The organism is Paenibacillus humicola (assembly GCF_028826105.1).
GTDB classification, from domain to species: Bacteria; Bacillota; Bacilli; order Paenibacillales; family Paenibacillaceae; genus Paenibacillus_Z; species Paenibacillus_Z humicola.
The window spans coordinates 4,458,016-4,477,237 of sequence record NZ_JAQGPL010000001.1 but is presented as its reverse complement, the minus strand read 5'-3'; the positions used below and the strand labels follow the sequence as shown (position 1 = coordinate 4,477,237).

17 protein-coding genes are annotated in these 19,222 nt (G+C 57.1%); 12 read left to right on the top strand and 5 right to left on the bottom strand.

Features of this window, described 5'->3' with window-relative positions:
• Positions 1 to 95 precede the first annotated feature (95 nt).
• The 3 genes from PD282_RS20545 to PD282_RS20535 all read left to right on the top strand — a co-directional run bounded on the left by PD282_RS20545 (position 96) and on the right by PD282_RS20535 (position 4,458).
• On the top strand, positions 96 to 1,502 hold the full coding sequence (locus PD282_RS20545) for an ABC transporter substrate-binding protein (RefSeq protein WP_274652720.1): 1,407 nt from the start codon (positions 96 to 98) through the stop codon (positions 1,500 to 1,502).
• A gap of 118 nt (positions 1,503 to 1,620) precedes the next feature.
• A complete protein-coding gene (locus tag PD282_RS20540) occupies positions 1,621 to 3,228 on the top strand; it encodes a gamma-glutamyltransferase family protein (RefSeq protein WP_274652718.1) in 1,608 nt (535 codons plus the stop codon).
• Positions 3,229 to 3,339: 111 nt separating this feature from the next.
• Positions 3,340 to 4,458 carry an ROK family transcriptional regulator gene (locus PD282_RS20535; RefSeq protein ID WP_274652716.1) on the top strand — a complete coding sequence of 373 codons (1,119 nt, stop codon included), beginning with the start codon at positions 3,340 to 3,342 and terminating at the stop codon, positions 4,456 to 4,458.
• A gap of 47 nt (positions 4,459 to 4,505) precedes the next feature.
• On the opposite strand, the gene PD282_RS20530 is transcribed toward PD282_RS20535, so the two are convergent.
• A complete protein-coding gene (locus PD282_RS20530) occupies positions 4,506 to 5,099 on the bottom strand; it encodes a TetR/AcrR family transcriptional regulator (RefSeq protein ID WP_274652713.1) in 594 nt (197 codons plus the stop codon).
• Positions 5,100 to 5,198: 99 nt separating this feature from the next.
• On the opposite strand from PD282_RS20530, the gene PD282_RS20525 reads away from it, so the two are divergent.
• Entirely contained in the window at positions 5,199 to 5,927 is a 729-nt protein-coding gene (locus PD282_RS20525; protein WP_274652711.1) for an SDR family oxidoreductase, read from the top strand.
• A 57-nt stretch (positions 5,928 to 5,984) separates the two neighbouring features.
• On the opposite strand, the gene PD282_RS20520 is transcribed toward PD282_RS20525, so the two are convergent.
• The 4 genes from PD282_RS20520 to PD282_RS20505 all read right to left on the bottom strand — a co-directional run bounded on the left by PD282_RS20520 (position 5,985) and on the right by PD282_RS20505 (position 10,490).
• The gene (locus tag PD282_RS20520) at positions 5,985 to 7,007 is read right to left on the bottom strand and encodes a LysM peptidoglycan-binding domain-containing protein (protein ID WP_274652710.1); all 1,023 of its coding nucleotides are present in this window, start codon (positions 7,005 to 7,007) and stop codon (positions 5,985 to 5,987) included.
• A 255-nt stretch (positions 7,008 to 7,262) separates the two neighbouring features.
• Entirely contained in the window at positions 7,263 to 8,078 is an 816-nt protein-coding gene (locus tag PD282_RS20515; RefSeq protein ID WP_274655392.1) for a carbohydrate ABC transporter permease, read from the bottom strand.
• A gap of 28 nt (positions 8,079 to 8,106) precedes the next feature.
• Positions 8,107 to 9,063, bottom strand: coding sequence for a carbohydrate ABC transporter permease (locus PD282_RS20510; RefSeq protein ID WP_420832316.1), 957 nt, complete (start codon positions 9,061 to 9,063; stop codon positions 8,107 to 8,109).
• Between the two features lie 95 nt (positions 9,064 to 9,158).
• Complete coding sequence (locus tag PD282_RS20505) at positions 9,159 to 10,490, bottom strand: ABC transporter substrate-binding protein (protein WP_274652708.1); 1,332 nt, start codon at positions 10,488 to 10,490, stop codon at positions 9,159 to 9,161.
• Between the two features lie 161 nt (positions 10,491 to 10,651).
• Here PD282_RS20505 and PD282_RS20500 point away from each other — a divergent pair, with 161 nt between their 5' ends.
• The 8 genes from PD282_RS20500 (at position 10,652) to PD282_RS20465 (ending at position 19,145) form a co-directional block, all read left to right on the top strand.
• The gene (locus PD282_RS20500; protein WP_274652706.1) at positions 10,652 to 12,388 is read left to right on the top strand and encodes a cache domain-containing sensor histidine kinase; all 1,737 of its coding nucleotides are present in this window, start codon (positions 10,652 to 10,654) and stop codon (positions 12,386 to 12,388) included.
• Complete coding sequence (locus PD282_RS20495) at positions 12,363 to 13,988, top strand: response regulator transcription factor (RefSeq protein WP_274652704.1); 1,626 nt, start codon at positions 12,363 to 12,365, stop codon at positions 13,986 to 13,988. Before PD282_RS20500 ends, PD282_RS20495 begins: the two co-directional genes overlap by 26 nt.
• A 158-nt stretch (positions 13,989 to 14,146) precedes the next feature.
• Positions 14,147 to 14,863 carry an MOSC domain-containing protein gene (locus PD282_RS20490; protein ID WP_274652702.1) on the top strand — a complete coding sequence of 239 codons (717 nt, stop codon included), beginning with the start codon at positions 14,147 to 14,149 and terminating at the stop codon, positions 14,861 to 14,863.
• A gap of 233 nt (positions 14,864 to 15,096) precedes the next feature.
• The gene (locus tag PD282_RS20485; RefSeq protein ID WP_274652700.1) at positions 15,097 to 16,395 is read left to right on the top strand and encodes an MFS transporter; all 1,299 of its coding nucleotides are present in this window, start codon (positions 15,097 to 15,099) and stop codon (positions 16,393 to 16,395) included.
• A gap of 190 nt (positions 16,396 to 16,585) precedes the next feature.
• On the top strand, positions 16,586 to 17,203 hold the full coding sequence (locus PD282_RS20480) for an NUDIX hydrolase (protein WP_274655388.1): 618 nt from the start codon (positions 16,586 to 16,588) through the stop codon (positions 17,201 to 17,203).
• Positions 17,204 to 17,624: 421 nt separating this feature from the next.
• Positions 17,625 to 18,101: a DinB family protein gene (locus PD282_RS20475; RefSeq protein ID WP_274652698.1), complete on the top strand. Its 477-nt coding sequence runs from the start codon at positions 17,625 to 17,627 to the stop codon at positions 18,099 to 18,101.
• Between the two features lie 409 nt (positions 18,102 to 18,510).
• Complete coding sequence (locus tag PD282_RS20470) at positions 18,511 to 18,813, top strand: AbrB/MazE/SpoVT family DNA-binding domain-containing protein (RefSeq protein ID WP_274652696.1); 303 nt, start codon at positions 18,511 to 18,513, stop codon at positions 18,811 to 18,813.
• Entirely contained in the window at positions 18,810 to 19,145 is a 336-nt protein-coding gene (locus tag PD282_RS20465; protein WP_274652694.1) for a type II toxin-antitoxin system PemK/MazF family toxin, read from the top strand. Before PD282_RS20470 ends, PD282_RS20465 begins: the two co-directional genes overlap by 4 nt.
• The last annotated feature ends 77 nt before the right edge of the window (positions 19,146 to 19,222 follow it).

The window sequence follows — 19,222 nt, the reverse complement described above, 5'->3', positions numbered from 1 at the left end:
CAAGCGGCGGGAGGGATGCCAGGCGAATAGCGGTTAAACGGGTTTGTTCAAAGCTGGAACGTCATGCGGCCAAAAAAGATCAGGGAGGTTGTTCGATGTCTAGCAAACGGCTTGGAATGGTAACGGGCTCCGTCGCGCTGGCGGCGCTTTTGCTGCAGGCCTGCAGCGGAGGGAGCGGAGGAAGCGGCGGCGGTGCGGATACGGGCGAATCGGCCGGGGGCGGCAATGCGGTTTCCGGCAAGGGAGGCGAGCCGGTAACGATCACGCTGCTTAACGCTCAATCCGACGGAATCCGGGAGAAGTTTTTCGGCGAGACGGCCATCCCGGAGTTCGAGAAGGAAAATCCGGGCATTAAAGTGGAAATCATTAATACGCCTTTCGAAGAATTCGATTCCAAAATGTCGACGCTGGTCGCCGGCGGCACGCCGCCCGACGTCTGGAGCCACTGGGGCCACAGCGGGTTCGTCGATTATATGACGCGCCACCTGACACTCGATCTGACCCCGTACATGAACGATTTCAATAATCCCAATATTTCGGAATCGACGATGAAGGTTTATAATGTGGATGGAAAGCAGTACGGCATCCCGTTGTCCATTTTCCCGTCCCTCGTCTTTTACAACAAAGATCTGCTCGATAAAGCCGGCGTGAAAATCCCGAATTACAAATACGGCGATCCGGAATGGACCTGGGATAAGCTGATCGGCTACGCCAAGCAGGTGTCCAAGGATTACGGCAAGCCGAGCGCCGTGTACGGTTTTACCTGGAATATGGGCTCCCACATGGCGACCTACAGCTGGGACTGGGGGCTGGATATTTTTCAGGACGGGTACAAAACCGGATTTCTGGACAAGGCGGATTTGACGGATCCGAAATTCGAAAGCGCGGTGAAATGGTACCAGGATTTGATTTTGAAGGATAAAATTACGCCGACGACGGCAATCAGCGACTCACTCACCAAAACAGGCGATCCGATGCTGACGGGTAAAGTGGCGTTCGATTTGGACGGCGGCTGGCAGCTGGCCGGCTTCAAGGACCAGCAGTTCAATTTCGGCGTGCTTCCGATGCCGCTTGGACCCGCGGGCACTTCCACGCCGTTCACTTATATCGATCCGCTCATGATTTCTTCGAAATCCAAGCATCCGGATGCGGCGTGGAAGTTCGTGAAATTCATGACCTCGCCGGACATGCAGCTGAAATGGGCGACGATGACGGGCTACCCGCCGGCCGATTCGAAGGCGTACCAGGAGTGGCTGAAGCAGTTCGGCAGCCAGGTCGATTTGACGTACTTGACGCAGGTGATCCAGGATTCCATCGCGCACGGCAAGGAGTCGCCGAACCATTTGATCGCCGGGTATGCGGATATTACGTCGCTGATGAAAAACGAACAGCAGCAAATATTTACAAACGGTGCGGACCCGGCCAAAGTGCTCCCGGAGATCAACGAGAAGTTCAACAAGCTGCTGCAGCAGATCAAGGAGAAGGCCGGCGCCGGAACGTAAAAGAAGCGCCGAGGAAAATCGGGAAGACCGGCAGCGGTCCGGTCTTCCTTGTTGTTTCGGTGAGAAGCCGCGTCTTATGGGGCAGCAGACTATATTGATTCGAAGGAGCTGAATCGACATGAAATACGACGCTTTGCTGAATCCGTACCCTTCCCAGCGCATGACGACCTATGCCCGCAAGGGAATGGTTTCCACGACGCAGCCGCTTGCGGCCGAGGCAGGCCTTACGATGCTGAAAAAAGGCGGGAATGCAATCGATGCCGCGATTGCGGCGGCGGCATGCCTCACGGTCGTCGAGCCGAACTCCAACAGCATCGGCGGCGATTCTTTCGCCCTGGTATGGACGGACGGCAAGCTGCACGGGCTGAACGCGAGCGGGCCTTCGCCGGCGGCGATCAGCCTCGATTATTTTCAGGAAAACGGTTACAAGTCGATCCCGGGCTACGGCGTCCTGCCGGTTACGGTACCGGGCACGCCAGCCTCTTGGGCGGCGCTGTCCGAACGATTCGGCCGCCTGCCCTTGCCTGAAGTGCTGCAGCCGGCCATCGAATACGCCGAAGCCGGTTTTCCGGTTTCGCCGACGATCGGCAAATATTGGGCGCTTGGCTTCGAGAATATCTCGGCGCAGAAGGGAGAAGCTTTCGCGCCTTGGCTCGAAACTTTCGCTCCCGGCGGACAGGCGCCGCGAGCCGGGGAAATGTGGCGTTCGCCCGGGCATGCCGCGACGCTCCGGTCCATTGCGGAGACGAACGCCGAATCGTTTTACCGCGGTCCGCTTGCGGAGCAAATCGATGCGTTTTACCGGAAGCACGGAGGATTTTTACGGAAGGAAGACCTCGCCGCCTATAAGCCGGAATGGGTGGAACCGATCCATGTCCCGTTTCAAGGCTATGACATTTGGGAAATCCCGCCGAACGGCCAGGGCCTGATCGCCTTGATCGCGCTGAATATATTGAAGGAACTCGATTTTGACGCCAAAGATACGGTGGAGACCTATCACAAGCAGATTGAAGCGGTCAAGCTGGCTTTTGCCGACGGCTTGGCTTATATTACCGATCCGGGCAGCATGAACGTGACGGTGGAGCAGCTGCTGTCGGAGCATTATGCGGCGGAGCGAAGAAGCCTGATCGGAGATCAGGCGCTGATGCCGGCGCCGGGGGAGCCGCAGAACAGCGGCACGGTTTATTTGGCGGCAGCCGACGAGGAAGGCAACATGGTGTCGTTCATTCAAAGCCATGCCGGCGATTTCGGCTCGGCCATCGTCATTCCGGGCACCGGCATTTGCATGCAGAACCGGGGAACGGGCTTCTCGCTCGATCCGGCGCATCCGAACGCGCTTGCCCCCGGCAAAAAAACGTACCATACGATCATTCCCGGATTTATCACCAAGGACGGCCTGCCCGTCGGTCCGTTCGGCGTTATGTGCGGCTCGATTCAACCGCAGGCGCATGTGCAAATCGTGCTGAACGCGATCCGGTTTCACCTGAATCCGCAGGCCGCGCTCGATGCCCCAAGGTGGCGGTGGTTGAGAGGCAAGACGATCGAGGTCGAACCGCAGTTCCCGGACGCGATCGCCCAAGCCCTCGCGCGAAAAGGGCATATCGTGCAGCGGGCGCTCGATTCCGGTATGTTCGGACGCGGACAAATCATTTGGCGGGACAACGATTCCGGGGTGCTGGCCGGCGGAACCGAGCCCCGGGCGGACGGGGGTCTGGCCTGCTGGTAGCCTCCCTATACCGCTCGTTTCGCTGGAATGCTGCGCGCTCGTATCGTTCTCCCGGTCCGGATGGTATAATAGGCATTATTTGGGAAAAATAAGGGAATTGGGAGAGGCGATATGAAAAAAATCGGCAACCAGCAGACGATGCGGGAGATCAACAAGTCGATGCTGCTGCATCTGGTCTATCACGACGGACCGATCTCCAGGGTGGATTTGGCCAGACGGACCAAGCTCAGTCCCACTACCGTATCGGTGCTCATCGAAGACGCGATCAAAGACGGTATCGTATATGAGTCCGGAACGAGTGGAACCGGGGTCGGCCGCCGGATGACCATGCTGAGCATCCGGGAAGACAACGGATATGTGCTCGGCATCGACCTTTCCAACGCGCCTTCCCATTTCGTGCTGCTGAATATGAGGGGCAGCGTCATTGCGAAGGAGCCCTTGAAGCGGCTGAGCGGCGAAGAAACGATCCGCAGCGAGCTTGCGGACATGATCCGGTCTTTCGTGAATAAGCAGAAGGTCGAGTGGTCGGCGGTCAAATGGATGGGCGTTTCCGTTCCGGGCCGGATTGCCGCCGATCAAAACACGGTTTCCTCCGCCTATTTGCAAATCGAGCGAATGCCATTGAGGGACATGTTGTACGACTCGTTCCGGATTCCGGTTCATCTGGTGAACGACCTCGACGCTGCCGGCTTTGCCGAACGGTTCAGCGGGGCGGCCATCGGACACCAGACGCTCGTCTATATCCTGATCGATTACGGTACCGGAGCGGGCCTGGTGCTGAACAACCAGATTTATCGGGGCAGCGAAGGGAGGGCCGGCAAAATCCGGGAGTTCGCCGACTGCAGCACCAGCAGCCTGGCGAACCGGCTGACGGCACAGTATACGGATTCGTTCCCTTTTGCAGAACCGGAAGAGACGATCCGCCGCTTTATCGAGCTCGGCTTCCGGGGCGTCGAGCCTTTCGCGCAGGAAATGGGGAGCATCCTGGACCGGGTCGGCAAATATTGCGCCGACATGCTGATGCTGCTTAATCCCGAACAGCTGATCCTTAACGGCTGGGTCGCGGCGGACGAACGCTTTTTCCGCGAGCTGGTCGACCGGATCCACGTCTATGAGGACGACTGGACGAATACGCCGGTCACCGTTCCGTATTGGAAGGAAATCGGTGCCGCGGTCGGAGCGGCGACGCTCGGTTTGCATCAAATGTTCAAGATCAAAACGGTGCAATAAAAGGAGGCAGACCGCTTATGTTTCAAGCGGCTGCCTCTTTGTTTGCATCAATTCTCGGAATCATGGAAGAGCTGGTCGACCAAACCGTGAACGAATGGTTCGTCCAAGGGTGCATGCCCGTTCAGCAGCCGGTACCACATCGGGCCGTAGAGGAGATCGGCGAGGAGCTCGCAATTCGAATCGGCCGGCAATTCCCCGCGACGCATGCCCCGCTCCAGTATGCCGATCAAATGCCGCCGCCGCGAAGCGATGAACGTTTCGCGGAATACGGCTGCGAATTCGGAATTCCATTGGGCTTCGGCCATCAGACAGCGCACGAATTCGCCTGTTCGCCCGGCAAGCGCTTGGCACGTTTGCTGCATGTACCGGAAAACGTCGGTTTTGAGCCGTCCGGTGTCGGGAATGCGAATCTCCCGCTCGGCATGGAGCTGGAGCGTTTCCATGACAATGAACGGAACGCCCGGCCATCGGCGATATAAGGAAGGCTTTCCGACCCCGGCTTCCTTTGCGATTCTTTCCATCGTGATGTTTTTATAGGAAGTTGATTGCAAAAGCTTCAGCGTGGCCGTCGTCACGGCTTCCCCTACCTGCCGGCTTCTGGGCCGCCCCGGAGCGCGTCGATGTTCCTGTTCGGCATCCATAAATCAGAGCCTCCCCTAAATTTATTTACATTACGATACGTATCGTATTATAATTAAAAACATGTTGAAAATCAACGGTTTTGGGAGGGAAATAACCGGATGGAAAATTTGAGCGGTCAGCGCGTTATCCTTATGGGCGGCACTTCCGGCATCGGGCTTGCGGCGGCCGGTTTGCTTGCCGCGTCGGGAGCCGAGGTTATCGTGAGCGGACGGGACCCCGCCAAGCTGGAAGAGGCGCTGCGCAGCTTGGGTTCGCAAGCTAGGGGTGAACGGCTGGATGCCGGTTCCCCGGAACAGGTAAAAGCTTTTTTTGAACGCCAGGGGACATTCGACCATTTGGTCATTTCCGTATCGGGCGCCAAAGGGGCGGGAAGCTTTCGCGAGCTGTCCCTGGACGAGCTGCGCGCCGGCTTCGAAGCGAAATTTTGGCCGCAGCTCCTTTGCGCGCAATCCAGTTTGAAAACCTTGAACGCCAAAGGATCCATCACGTTTATAACTTCAATCAGCGCCCGGAACGTTTCGGAGGGCGTATCCGGGTTGTCCGCTATCAACGCCGCTTTGGAAGCGATGGTGCCCAATTTGGCGCTTGAGCTGGCGCCTCTTCGCGTGAATGCCGTTTCTCCGGGCGTTATCCGGACGTCGTGGTGGAACTGGATGCCGGAGGCTTCGCGAAGCGAGGCTTTTCGGCATTACGCGGATCAATCGGCGGTGGGCAGGATCGGAGAGCCGGAGGATATAGCGAAATCGATCGTTTATTTGATCGACAATTCGTTCGTGACGGGGACAGTACTGGAGGCGGACGGAGGATTGCGTTTGAATAAAAGATAACGAAAGCAAAGCGGCAGCCCGGTTCGAAATGCTTCTCCGTGCTGCCGCTGCTTGCCTTTATGACGCCGGAACCGGCGGAATTTTCAACACGTCGCCGGCTTTGACCGCGTCGCCGTCGGCCAGATGGTTGTATTCCGCGATCGTGTTGGCGTATTTGTCGGATCCGTAGTATTGGCGGGAAATGCTGTACAGAGTCTCGCCTTTCTGCACGGTATGCGTTTGAACGGCGGTTTGTTCGCCCGCTCCGCCGTTTTGACCGCCTTCCGGTTTCGAATCCGGAAGGGCGGGGATGACAAGCGAGCTTCCCGCTTTCAGGCCTTTGGTCTTGTCCAGCTTGTTTTGCTTCGCGAGCAGGTCCGCGTAATCCCCCGAACGGTAAAACAGCTGGGAAATGTGGAACAGCGTATCGCCGGGTTGTACCATGTATGCTGCGGGCAGCGTCACCTTCGAATAATCCGGCTCGTCCTGCCGCTTATCCGGCACCGAGCCGCCTGCGGGCAGCGCCGGAATTTTGAGGGTATCGCCCACGGACATATCGTTGATGAACGCCATATGATTTTGTTGGGCGATCAGGTCGACATACGCCTTGGAATGGTAAAACCTCATGGAAATGGAGGACAGCGTGTCGCCTTTGCGGACGACATAGGTCGCCGGCAGCTTCACCGTCTGGCCGGATTCCGCGGAAGAGACTTGCCCGCCGTTTGAGTCCGGCTTCGAGCTATCATCCGATGCCGGCGCCTGATCGGAATCCGCCGCAGATCCGGAATTCGAGCCGGCAGCCGCCGAGCCGCCTGCTGACGCCGAAGACCCGGTCGTAGTTCCGGCGGCCGATGTCGAACTGGCATCCGGCGTCGCTGTGGAGCCCGAGGAAACGCCGTCCGCGTCTGTCCCCGGCTCGACCGGCTTGGTCGATGAGGCGCCCGCCGCATCGTTTGCGGCAGGCGCATCCGCGCCGCCTGCCAGTGGGGCATTGCCCGAGAGCGAAGGTTTAGAACCCGACGGCTGGATTTTAAATATCGTATATCCGACGACGCCGAGGACCAGCGCAAAAGCCGCGGCTGCCAGTATGATTTTCGACAAGGTTCTGTCTTTCCTCGTGCGGGCGGCTCTTGGCATGTAATCGTTGTCTGTCGAATCCATGTTCAATGGTGATCTTCCCTTCATCGCTTAAGTCTATACGTGCAATCTATTTTACTATAAATTGCCGTTCATAGACGGAGTGCCGGGAAAATCAGGAATTTCGCCCTAGTTCGCCCGGACGAGGAGCCGCCGAAAAGCCGGGCGGAACGCCTGATCCGGGCTTGCGGGTACGTCTTTCGGCCGGATCCGGCGCGGTCAGCCTTTAATCCCGGTCGTAGCGATGCCCTCAACCAGGTAACGCTGGAAAAACAGGAATACGAGCAGCATCGGGAGAAGCGACAGCGTCGACATGGCGAACATCTGCCCCCATTGGGTAACCGACGACGGATCCGAGAACAGGCGGAGCGCAAGCGATACGGTCTGCATGTCCGGATTGTTCAGGTAGACGAGCGGCCCGAGAAAATCGTTCCACGTCCAATAGAACGTAAAGATCGCCACCGTCACGAGCGCGGGCAAGCAGAGCGGCAGTATGATTTTAAGAAACACGCCGAACGCGCTGCAGCCGTCGATGACCGCCGATTCGTCGAGCTCGCGGGGCAGGCCGCGAATAAATTGCACCATCAGGAAAATGAAGAACGGGTTCCCCCCGATAAAAGCGGGCACGATCAGGGGAAGGTACGTGTTCACCCAGCCAAGCTGTTGGTACAGAATATACTGCGGAATAAGCGTCACCTGCGCCGGCAGCATCAGCGTGATCATCATGCACCCGAACAGAAAGCCGTGCAGCCAAAACTTGCGGCGGGCGAAGCCGAACGACACGAGCGCCGACGAGAAGATCGTGCCGGCGACGACCAGAATCGTCAGGAAGAACGAGTTCCGGAAAAAGATGTTGAAGCCGGTTGTGCCGAAGCCCCGCCAGCCGTTGACGTAATTTTCCCAGTGATAGCTGGACGGAATGAGGTTCTCCGCATTGCGGAAAATTTCCGACTCTGGCTTCAGCGAGCTTGCGAAGGTCCATAAAATCGGATAAATCATGAGCACGCCGACCAGGATCGTAAACGCGTGAAACATAAAGCTTCTGCCGTGCGACGTCGTCACCTTAGCGCCCTCCTTCCGACTCGTAATGCACCCACGTCGAAGCGCTCCGGAAGAACAGCAGCGTCACGGCCGCCACGATAAAGAGCAGCACCCAGGCCATTGCCGAAGCATAGCCCATCTCGAAGTGGCCGAAGGCCGTCTGGTACAGATACACGGCGTAGAACAGCGTCCGGTCGAGCGGCCCTCCCGCCGTAACGAGGAAGCTTTGCGTGAATGCCATAAACGCGTCGATCATCTGCATGACCAGATTGAAGAAAATAACGGGCGTCAGCAGCGGCAGCGTGATCCGCGCATATTTCTGAAACCGGTTCGCTCCGTCGACAATGGCGGCTTCGTAAATTTCGCCCGGAATTTGCTTCAGTCCCGCCAGGAAAATGAGCATCGGCGACCCGAACTGCCAGATCACGAGCAGAATCAGGGTGCTGAGTGCCGTATCGGGATTGGTAACCCAGTTCGTGCCCTGAACGCCGAACAGCTGCAAAATGCCGTTGACCGCGCCTTCGTCCCCGAACAGCTGCTTCCACATGACGGCGATGGCGACGCTGCCGCCGACAATCGACGGAATGTAATAAACCGTCCGGTAGATCCCGATCCCCCGGTGCTTGCCGTTAAACATCGTGGCAATAATGAGCGCGAACGCCAACTTCAGCGGAACGGAGATGACCGCAAAAATAAAGGTCACCTTCAGCGCCGTGTAGAAGCGGTCGTCCTCGCCGAACAGCTTGGCGTAATTGCCGAAACCGGCCCATTTCGCGGCGGTTAGCATATCGTAATGCGTCAGCGACAAATAGGCCGACGCGATCATCGGTCCGATAATAAAGACCAGAAAGCCGATCAGCCAGGGGGAGATGAAGGCGTAACCGATCAGGTTCGATTTCAGGCTCGTCATTCGTTTCCCCGCGGCCGTCACGGCGGGATCGGGCTGCCGGACGACGGCGGTTTTAGCCGGATTGCTCATAGGTTGGGTTGCACCTCCAATATGCGGACGGGGCTCCGGACTGCCGCAGCCCCGCCGGGTTTACATGTTTGCGGCTCCGAGCCGCATCGTGCCGTTTATTGTCCCTTCAGATCCTGCGACGCCTGATCGCGGAACTGCTTCGCCGCCTGCTCGGGGGTCGTTTTGCCGTAATTGACCGCCTGCTGGATTTGCGTAAACAGGTCGCCTACCTTCGGCGACAGTTCCGGGTCGGGGGGATTGATCGGTCCCGCAACCTTGCCGACGCTCTCTACATAATCGAACGTCGTTTTCTCCGCCGGAGACAGGTTCGGGTACAGCGCTTCCCTGATTTTGGTCGGCACCGGAACGCCCCGTTCCGCGGCCAGCACTTTGTTCGCTTCGAGGTCGTTCGTGAAATAGTTGATGAAATCGACCGCTTCCTTCTGGTGCTTCGATCCGCTGTAAAGCGAGAAGAACTGCGACGGCTTGATGAAGTGTCCGGGCTTGCCGCCGGGCAGCGTCGGATACATCATCAGCTTGAGCGGACGTCCCGCAGCCGAAGCCAGCGCTACCAGCTGGTTGCTGTTAAAGCTCTGCATCGCCGCTTTCTTGTGCACGATCAGCGAATCCTCGAGCCCCTTGACGCCGAGCTCCGTCTCTTCGTTCGGGACGACGCCCGCCTCGCGCAGCTTGTTGAAGTAATCGAAGTACCAGGTCAAATACTTGTCGTCGGTATAGCCGAGCCCGTCGCCCGCATCGTTATAGACCCAGGTTCCGTTTTCCCGCAAATAATGCTTGAAGCCGCTCATGTCGTCCATGTTGTTGATGGCGTAGGTGCCTTTGGGCAAATTGTCCTTCAGCTTCTTCAGCATCGCGGCGAAATCGTCCCAGGACATGCCGTCGGCAGGCGGCTCGGGGACGCCCGCTTCCTTGAACATTTCCGGATCGTAAGCGATCGCGATGGAGTTGGCGCCCAGATTGATGCCGTACAGCTTGCCGTCGATTTTGCCGCTGTCGAGGTAGTTGGCGTCGATGTCGCTCACATCGAGCACCTTGGCTTCGATGAACGGGTCAAGCGGCGCAATCAGCTGCTTGCTGGCGTATTGATCGATGTATGCGTAATCCATCTGGATGATGTCCGGCAAATTCTTGCCTGCCGCCTCCGTCGCGAGCTTTTGCCAATAACCGTCCCAGCTTAAAAATTCGGGCGTAATCTTGATGTTCGGATGCTGGCTTTCGTACATTTTGATCACCTTCAGCGTCCGGTCGTTCCGGTCCTGCGAGCCCCACCAGGATATGCGCAGGTTAATTTGCTGGCCGTCCGAGCCGCCGCTTCCGCTTCCTTCGTTCGCCTTCGAATCGCTCCCCGAGCCGCAGCCGGCAAGCAGGCTTCCCAGCAGCACGACTGCCGCGCCCAAGGAGAACCATTTTGACTGCCCAAATCTCATCGCATCTACCCTCTTTCTTCACAATCGCAGTATTTAAAATCGCTCTCAGTCGGATTATAATGGGGTCTGAATGCGCTTACAACGACTTTGCCGAAAGCTTGTGAATTATTTAAATTTTTTCGTAATTTTTAAAATCGAGGGTAGGGGGGGATCGTTCCGCCATGTGGAATCCGTTCAAGCGCTTCCGTGTCGACCGGATCTTCTTCAGCGGCTTCTCGCTGCTGATCGTGCTGCTGCTGCTTGCCGCCACCTGGATCACCTACGTCCTGACGATGCGCGAGCTGATGGACAATACGGCCGATTACCAGCAGGATTTGCTGGATAAGCTGAACCGGCAGGTGGAAGGGACGCTGCAGTCGCTCGAGCAGATTTCCCTTTCCGTTGCGGGCAACCAGCAGCTGGACGATTTCCTCAATTCGAACAGCGACGATTATGCGCGGTTTGCGCAGGGGGCGGTCATCGAAGGCATCTTGGCCGATACGATTTATTCCATGCCGATTATCCAGTCGATCTACCTGTACATGGACCACCCGGTGGCCAACAAGCTCGGCTTTGTGCGCTATATCCCGATGAAGGCGGCCGAGGGCGAGAGCTGGTACAAGGATGTGGCCGGCGATCAGTTTGCCTGGATCGGCGAGCATACGATTCAGACGGACAACGGTCCGGCGAGCGTCATCAGCTTTGCCCGAAAGGTGCTTCCGCCGCTGCGGCCGTACAAGGGGCTGCTTGTCATCAATATTAAGTCGTCGGAGCTTCGCAATCTGCTGGTTGGAGAAGGGGGCAGCGATAACGGATTTGCGCTGTATTACAGGGGGAAGCCGGTCGTCTCGGCGGGCAACGCGATGCTGGAGGACAGCGTCAACAGGTTTATAATGGGAGTGAAGCAAAATACCGGGCAGCAGCATTTGGGGAACATGCTGCTCGTGTGGTCCGGATTTTTCGACTCGGACTGGAAGCTGGTGGAGCAGACGCCATGGCGGTCGCTTTCCTATTGGAGCCTGAGGCTGGCGGGCGGAACGGCCTTGACGGGACTGACCGGCATTCTCATCGCGCTGCTGATGACCCTCATGATCTCCAGGCAGTATATCCGGCCCATCAAGCTGCTGCTGAACGCCATGAACCAGTTCTCGATCAGCGGCAAAGAGGTTCGGCTGCCCGACGATTACCGCAACGAGTTCGGCAGCTTGTTCGCCGGCTTCATCCGGATGCGCAGCCGCATCTCCGAGCTGTACGGCTCCCTGGAAAAGCAGTATGCGCGTCAGCGGGTGGCGGAGGTCGAACGGCTGCAGGCGATGATCAATCCCCATTTTCTGTACAATACGCTGGACCAGGTGAACTGGATGGCGATGGAAGCCGGGCAGGAGCATATCAGCGACGTGCTCGAGCTGATGGGACGTATGTTTCGCATCGGGCTGTCCGACGGCGAGAGCTTCATCCTGATCGAGAAGGAGAAGGAGTATCTTGAGTGCTACCTGAACATTCAGAACATCCGGCTGAAAGGCAAAATCGCCTTCGAGATGAATATTGCCGAATCGCTGCTACATACCTATATCCCGAAGCTGACGCTGCAGCCGTTTCTGGAAAATGCCGTCCGCCACGGCTTCCACGGCCGCCCGTCGGGCGTCGTCCGCATCGTCGGCGAGGAGAAGGACGGCGGCGTGCTGTTTACGATCGCGGACAACGGTATCGGCATACGGCAGCAGAACAAGCCGGCCCGCTTCAAGACGGGCGGATACGGCATTCGCAACGTCAAGGAGCGCATCGCCGCGTATTTCGGACCCCGGTACGGTGTCGATATCGTCAGCGAGGCCGGGCAGGGAACGACGGTTCACGTTTTTATACCGAAAATCGCCAGCTTGAGGAGGGAAGACGATGTACAAAATCGCGCTTATCGATGATGACCAGTTTGCGCTCGACGGCATGCGGAAAATGATTGCCTGGGAGGCGCTGGGCGCCGAATGGGCGGGCGAGGGCATCGACGGCGAGCAGGGGCTCGAGCTGATCCGCCGCACCAAGCCGGATATCGTCGTGACGGATATTTACATGCCGGTCATGAACGGGCTCGAAATGCTCGAAACGCTGCAGGCCGAGCGCGCCGGGTGCAAGGTGATCATCCTGTCCGGCTACTCCGACTTCGAATACGCCCGGCAGGCGCTCCGCCTGCATGTGAGCGACTATTTGTCCAAGCCGATATCCCGCCATTCGCTGAACGAAGCGCTCGAGCAGTCGATCCGGCAGCTGGACGAGGAGAAGCAAAAACAGCGCGAAGTTGCGGAGCTCAGCCGCAAAGTGTCCGTATACGAGCCGCTTGTGGAAGCGGAATGGCTGAAATCGCTGCTGACGGGCGCAAATCCGGGCGGGCTCGATGCAGCCGACCTGATCCGGCAGGGGAGCGCCGTCCGTCCGGGCTGTTCGCATGCGGTGCTCGGCATCGAGATTACGCCGTCCGGCCGCTTCGCCAGCCTCACGGATTGGAGCCTGTTCCGCTACGCCATCGGCAACATCATCCGGGAGATTTTGCAGCAGGACTGGGACCGTTCGTGGTTTGCGGAGCTTCACAGCTACTATTTCGCCGTGCTGCTGCCCGTGCAGGCCGAGCTTCCGGACCAAGCCTTCCGGACGCAGGCGGGCCGGCTCGGCCGCAGGCTCGCTTCGGCCGTCGAAGCCTGTTTGAAGCTGAACGTGCGCATCGGATTGGGACGCCGAAAAGAGCGCTGGCAGGACATTCACGTCTCGCTGGAGGAGGCGTTTTACGCGCTTTACGCCAAGCGGGCCGAAGCATCCGCCGAAGCGGACGCCCCGCTTTACGTATTCGACGAATCGGCCGCTTCCCCGGCAGGCGGGCGCGCCCTGGAAAGCCCGTACCGGTTTTATGCCCAGCTGTCGCAGGAAATTCGCATCGGCAACGCCGAGGAAGCGATGCGTATCGTGTGCGATTTTTTCGACACACTTCAGAGCCCGGACGCGGACCCGCTGCCTCCCCGCGACGTGCACCGGCTGGGCATCGAGCTGTGGACCGTGATCGGTTACGTGCTGTACGATATCGGCATTTTGGCCGACGAGCTGTTCCCGAAAGACCGGGTCGAGCGGGAAATCCGGCTGCTGGCGGACCAGAACGGACTGAGGGATTGGCTGTCGGACAAAATCGTCCGCCTGCACAAGCAGCACTGCAAATCGAAGGCGAAACACAAGCAGGCCATCGATTATACGCTCCAATATATCCGCGACCATTACCATGAAGAGCTGTCCATCACCGACCTTGGCAGCAAGGTCTACATGTCCCCTTATTATTTAAGTCAAATTTTTAAAAAAGCGACGGGCGAGTCGTTTACGCATTATCTCAACCGGGTCCGCATGGAGAAAGCGAAGGAGATGCTTGCCGAAGGCCGGCTTATGATCTACGAGATCGCGGAGCGGGTCGGCTGCAAAAACGTTTCCTATTTCTGCACCTTGTTCAAGAAATATACCGGCGTGAATCCGTCGGAGTTTGTGCGGTAACGTGCGCCCGGAGGAGATGTGCGGGCGGTGCTTTTGACTATCCGGCGGCCGGATTCTGCACTATAATGGAGTTCTATAACGGCAAAATACATCGGCTCCGATGGTGCAGCCGGATATCGATTTAATGGGAGCCGAACGGCGGGGGGGAGGTTAACAGGTTGGCGGAACCGATCGGGTTTATCGCAGAAATCTGCCGCTATCCGGTCAAATCATGCGCCGGTGAAAGTCTGCAGTCATGCAGAGTGGAAACGTACGGCCTGTACGGCGACCGGTTCTGCGCATTTTACGACGACAAGAGAACGGGATGGGAGCGCTTCGTTACCTCCCGGGACATCCCCGGTCTGCTTGCGTACCGCGCAGCGCTTCGGGAGGACGATATTTGCGTAACGTCGCCCGATGGACGCGCTTTTGGCTGGGATGCAGCGCTGCTCGCGGACGTGCAGCGGCTGTCGCGGTGCCCCCTGTCGATGTCAAGCCGTCAGGCGGCGCATCCCGAAAACCCCGGCCTCCTGTCCGTCGATTCGGCGGGCATTCTGATCGTCACGGACCGCTCCTTGCGAAGGCTGGAGACGTGGCGGGGAAAGGAACTGGATCATCGCCGTTTCCGGGCCAATCTGATCGTCTCGCTGCCGGAAGGCGCTCCGGACGAAAACGATTGGATCGGCAGACGGCTGGCGGTCGGAGACGTTGAGCTCCGCATCGACGAGCCGTGCGAGCGATGCACCGTGATCGCCCTTGACCCCGATACGCAGGAAGGCGATGCCGCTTTGCTTCGTATCGTGCACGAACAGATGGGCATGAATTTCGGCGTTTACGCGTCGGTTCAGCGAACGGGGACGATCCGGGCCGGGGATCCGGTGACCCTTCCGGATTAGGTCGGCATGGGGAGTGGACCTTATGAACCGAGATACGCCGAAGGCGTTTCAATGAACCGTCCTATAGCAGGTCTCTTTCAACCGCGCACTTTAAAAGAAGGACTTCAAAAAGCCGGCCGCACCGGCTCAAAAGACGTCCAACCGTCCGATAAAATCTGCTGTTCTCCATACGGGGCGCATAGTATAATGAAGGTTGTTTTCCGGCATCTGAGAATGAATTGGGGGACTTAAGGATGAAAGGGTTGGAGGGGGAAGCGGCCGTTTCCCTGCGGAAGCCGCTCCCGCTGCGGACGGGATTTTTTTACGGCTGGCTGATGGTCGCGATCGGGGGACTGGGCATCTTTTTCTCGGGGCCGGGGCAGACGTATTCGAACGCCGTCTTTATCGAATCGTACATTCGCGACTTGAAAATGGACCGGACGGCCGTTTCGACGATTTATTCGGCGGCGACGCTCACCTCAGGGCTGCTGCTGTTCATTATGGGCCGGCTCGTCGACCGGTTCGGCCGGCGCATCATGCTGACTGCGGCGGCGCTGCTGCTCGGGGCGGCCTGCTGGTTTAACAGCGTCATCTCCGGACCGGTCATGCTGTTTGCCGGATTTTTCATGATCCGTTATTTCGGACAAGGTTCGATGACGCTTATTCCGAATACGCTCGTCTCCCAATGGTTTATGAAATACAGGGGGCGTGCGCTGAGCTTCGCCGGGCTCGGCGGACTGCTCGGCGCGGCCGTCTTTCCGCCGGTGGTCAATGCGCTGATCGAGACCTTGGATTGGCGGCCCGCATGGCGTATTCTCGGCATTTTGCTGATCGTAGTGTTTGCTCCCATCGCCTATATATTCGTTCGCAACCGCCCGGAGGATGCCGGTCTGCTCCCGGACGGCGCCGCTGCCGCTCCTGCCGGCTCGGACGGAAATCCGTCCGTCCCGGCGGAGGACAGCTGGACGCTGCGGGAGGCGATGCGCACCCGTGCGTTCTGGCTGATCATGATTTGCGGCGCGATTCCGGCAGCCGTCTATACGGGAATCACGTTCCAAATTTTCTCCATTCTCGGCGAACAGGGAATCGACCGGACGGCGACGTCGTTCGTGCTCAGTCTGATCCCGCTCGTCAGCTTCGGCTGTTCGCTCGTGTCCGGCTTCATCGCGGAACGGGTCAACGTTTCCCGGATGCTCGCCTTAACGTTCGTTATGAATATTGCTGCGCCGCTTGTTCTCATGTTCGCCCATTCGTATGCGGCCGTGCTCTTGTTTGCCGTCTCGTGGGGCATCGCCCAAGGGGTCATGAACATTCCGATGGGTCTGATCTGGCCGAATTATTACGGACGCCGATATTTGGGCAGCATTCAAAGCGTGACGACGACCGCCACGGTCATCGGCTCCGCGCTCGGCCCAATCCCGTTCGGCTGGTCCTACGACCGGTTCGGCAGCTATAACCTGATGCTTGCCGCTTCCATCGTCATCTGGCTGATCGGAGCGGTCCTCGCTTTTCTGGCGGCGCCGCCCCGAAGACGAGCGGCTGGGCAGCCGTAAGCCCAAGTCAATTCAAATCCGCACAAAAAGGCGCAGCCCGAACGGAAATTCGCTTGCTGCGTCTTTACTTTTTCTTGGAAGAGGACGGCATTCGTATGCCGGAGCACTCCGGTTCAAACCAATCGGCAATGCGGCTCGTCTTCAAAATAGAATCGAAAACAAAATCGGGGTGACCTCAATGGGAAGCAGCGTGCAGCTGAAATGGCTGGAATGGGCGAAGCAGATCCAAGCGATCAGCCAGACGGGGCTGGCGTATTCGAAGGATGTCTACGACCTGGAACGGTTCGAACAGCTTCGGGCGCTGAGCATCGAAATGTTAAGCACTTACACGGACGTCGAAGAAGAGAAGGTCAAGTCCTTGTTCGCCGAAGAGACCGGATACGCCACGCCAAAGGTCGATATTCGCGCCGTTGTGTTCGAGGGCGGACGCATCCTGCTTGTACGCGAGAAGATGGACGGCGGGTGGTCGCTGCCTGGAGGATGGGCGGACATCGGATTGTCTCCGAAGGAAGTGGCCGTGAAGGAAGTGAAGGAGGAGGCGGGAATCGACGTGCGGGCGATTAGGCTGCTCGGCGTAATGGACAAAAAGTTTCACGAGCACCCGCCTTCGCCATGGCATATTTACAAGCTGTTTATTTTATGCGAACAAACCGGCGGGGAGCTCGGCGCCGGAGTCGAAACGTCGGAGGCCGGTTTTTTCGCGGAAGACCGGCTGCCGGAGCTGTCGACGGAGCGCATTACCGCAAGCCAGCTGCAGTGGCTCTTTCAATCGGTCCGCAGCGGCGACCCGGCCGTATGGCTGGATTGAAGGAGTCTATTCGAGGGACGCTCAGCCGGCGATCCCCGGTTTATGGTAAAGGCCCAGCTGACATTCCGGTCAAAATCCAGTCCATGTACCTGCGAACGTCCGCTTCCGCGCCTTGATGTATCATAAAGCCAATATAACCGTCCGGCCTGATTAGGATGATCGTGCCCTCGAGAGCCTGATAACCTTTGCGAACATGACCCTCTCGATCCAAAACGATGTGTCCGCCGGCCGGAACGGATGAAACCTCCCCCACCACAACATAAGCTCGTAATCGGCTGCCCCGATAACGCGGGTGATCGGTTTCGGCTTCGCCGCTGGCGGTTGCTGAAGCCGGTTCATTTTTATGGTTGCGCACTTTATCCAGGTAAGTTAAACTTTTTACGTAAGCGATTTCCAAAAGGTTACAGGAGGGATAGTTCACATGGGTTCGCAAGCTATGTTAAATACGGTTAATTGGGTCCGCCAAATGACGCTCGCAAAAATCGAATCGATTGACGAGCATTTGTTCGACGTTCAGCCGGCGCCTTTTAACAATACGATCAGGTGGAATATCGGTCACATCGTCTCGAGTCAAAATGCATTGGTGTTTACGCGCATCGATCAAAAATCGCTCCTCCCGGAAGCGTTCATCGATCTGTTTAAAGGGGGGACACGACCGTCGGAATGGACTTCTCCGGCACCATCGAAAGCGGAGCTCATCGATCTGTTGAAGAAGCAGCTGCAGGATATAAACGATACCTATGGAAACCGGATTGACGATCCTTTGCCGTCCCCCTTTCAGATTCGCGTTTTTGATTTTAAAACGGTTGGCGACGCCATCGGGTTTTCCGTTATCCACGAGGCGCAGCATTTGGCGGTTATTAACGATCTATTGAAGGCAATCCAGCACCAAAGTTAAAGTCCTCATTACTTATTCGAAAAGCTGCCTTCGACCGTTTTTAAAAAGGACAGGTCCTAGCCGGACCGGTCGCGTCAAACCGGCAGTAAAATTCACGGAAATCATGTCTTGTGTTTTCCCATATTCGCCCAAGCATACGAAAAAACGGCCGCTGTTTGATTACGACAAGGCCGTTTTTCATTTTCGCCGAATTGTTTCGAAATGCTGCGAGGTTCGTTTTCCGGAAGAGGCGGGCTATTGCACAAAATAAGTGATGAGGTACAATGTCTTTCCTGATTTCTAATTTCAATCCCCTCAGTTCCCGCTAATAGATATGGAAAATTATTCATCATATAGTCATCCCGCGGGTATCGAACGAATGATTGTTGTATATCATATGTATATACAATTCAAAGGGGATGAGGTATAATTGGATCCTAATAAGGGAAAGGACATGAACCTAATGACGACTGTAACGCTCAGCAAATGGGGGAACAGCAGCGCGATCCGCATTCCGAATCAATTTCTAAAGCGCCTTAACCTGGAAGAAGGTGCGGAACTTCAGATTATCGTCACACCGGAAAACGATCTTCTGATTCGTCCCACGACAAAACCGCAAGAATCGAACGAAGAGCTGCGTGCACACTTGAAAATGCTGCTCTCGAAAATGAAGCCGGATTCACCACGTCATGAAGAGATCGACCTCGGTATTGAAGGAGAGGAATTAATTTGACCATTCCTGCACGCGGCGATCTAGTGTGGCTTGACTTTGACCCGCAAGCCGGACATGAACAAGCTGGCCGGCGTCCCGCAATCGTATTATCTGAAGCGGATTTTAATGATTTGACTGGTTTTGCTCTCGTGTGTCCGATCACGAACCATGTAAAGGGGTACCCTTTTGAGGTTGTTCTTCCGGACGGGCTCCTATTTACGGGTGTCGTCCTTACGGATCAGTTGAAAAGCTTGGACGTGAAAAAGCGCAGCATTAAAATCGTGGGTAACGTCGATGTTGAATCCGAATTTATGAAAGCAGTTCTTCGCAATTCTCGATCTATCTTGGCATAAGAAAATCCCATCTACATCGGCTGCCCGTCGTGCACATCGTTGAGGACCTTAATGTTTGACCGCCGCATCTAGCTGGT

Bases quoted from the DNA above. Each gene is read 5' to 3' on its own strand.
- PD282_RS20500 (WP_274652706.1), top strand. From the start codon at position 10,652: ATGTGGAATCCGTTCAAGCGCTTCCGTGTCGACCGGATCTTCTTCAGC.
- PD282_RS20475 (WP_274652698.1), top strand. From the start codon at position 17,625: ATGGGTTCGCAAGCTATGTTAAATACGGTTAATTGGGTCCGCCAAATG.
- PD282_RS20525 (WP_274652711.1), top strand. From the start codon at position 5,199: ATGGAAAATTTGAGCGGTCAGCGCGTTATCCTTATGGGCGGCACTTCC.
- PD282_RS20535 (WP_274652716.1), top strand. From the start codon at position 3,340: ATGAAAAAAATCGGCAACCAGCAGACGATGCGGGAGATCAACAAGTCG.
- PD282_RS20545 (WP_274652720.1), top strand. From the start codon at position 96: ATGTCTAGCAAACGGCTTGGAATGGTAACGGGCTCCGTCGCGCTGGCG.
- PD282_RS20515 (WP_274655392.1), bottom strand. From the start codon at position 8,078: ATGTTTCACGCGTTTACGATCCTGGTCGGCGTGCTCATGATTTATCCG.
- PD282_RS20540 (WP_274652718.1), top strand. From the start codon at position 1,621: ATGAAATACGACGCTTTGCTGAATCCGTACCCTTCCCAGCGCATGACG.
- PD282_RS20485 (WP_274652700.1), top strand. From the start codon at position 15,097: ATGAAAGGGTTGGAGGGGGAAGCGGCCGTTTCCCTGCGGAAGCCGCTC.
- PD282_RS20530 (WP_274652713.1), bottom strand. From the start codon at position 5,099: ATGGATGCCGAACAGGAACATCGACGCGCTCCGGGGCGGCCCAGAAGC.
- PD282_RS20495 (WP_274652704.1), top strand. From the start codon at position 12,363: ATGTACAAAATCGCGCTTATCGATGATGACCAGTTTGCGCTCGACGGC.
- PD282_RS20505 (WP_274652708.1), bottom strand. From the start codon at position 10,490: ATGAGATTTGGGCAGTCAAAATGGTTCTCCTTGGGCGCGGCAGTCGTG.
- PD282_RS20510 (WP_420832316.1), bottom strand. From the start codon at position 9,063: ATGAGCAATCCGGCTAAAACCGCCGTCGTCCGGCAGCCCGATCCCGCC.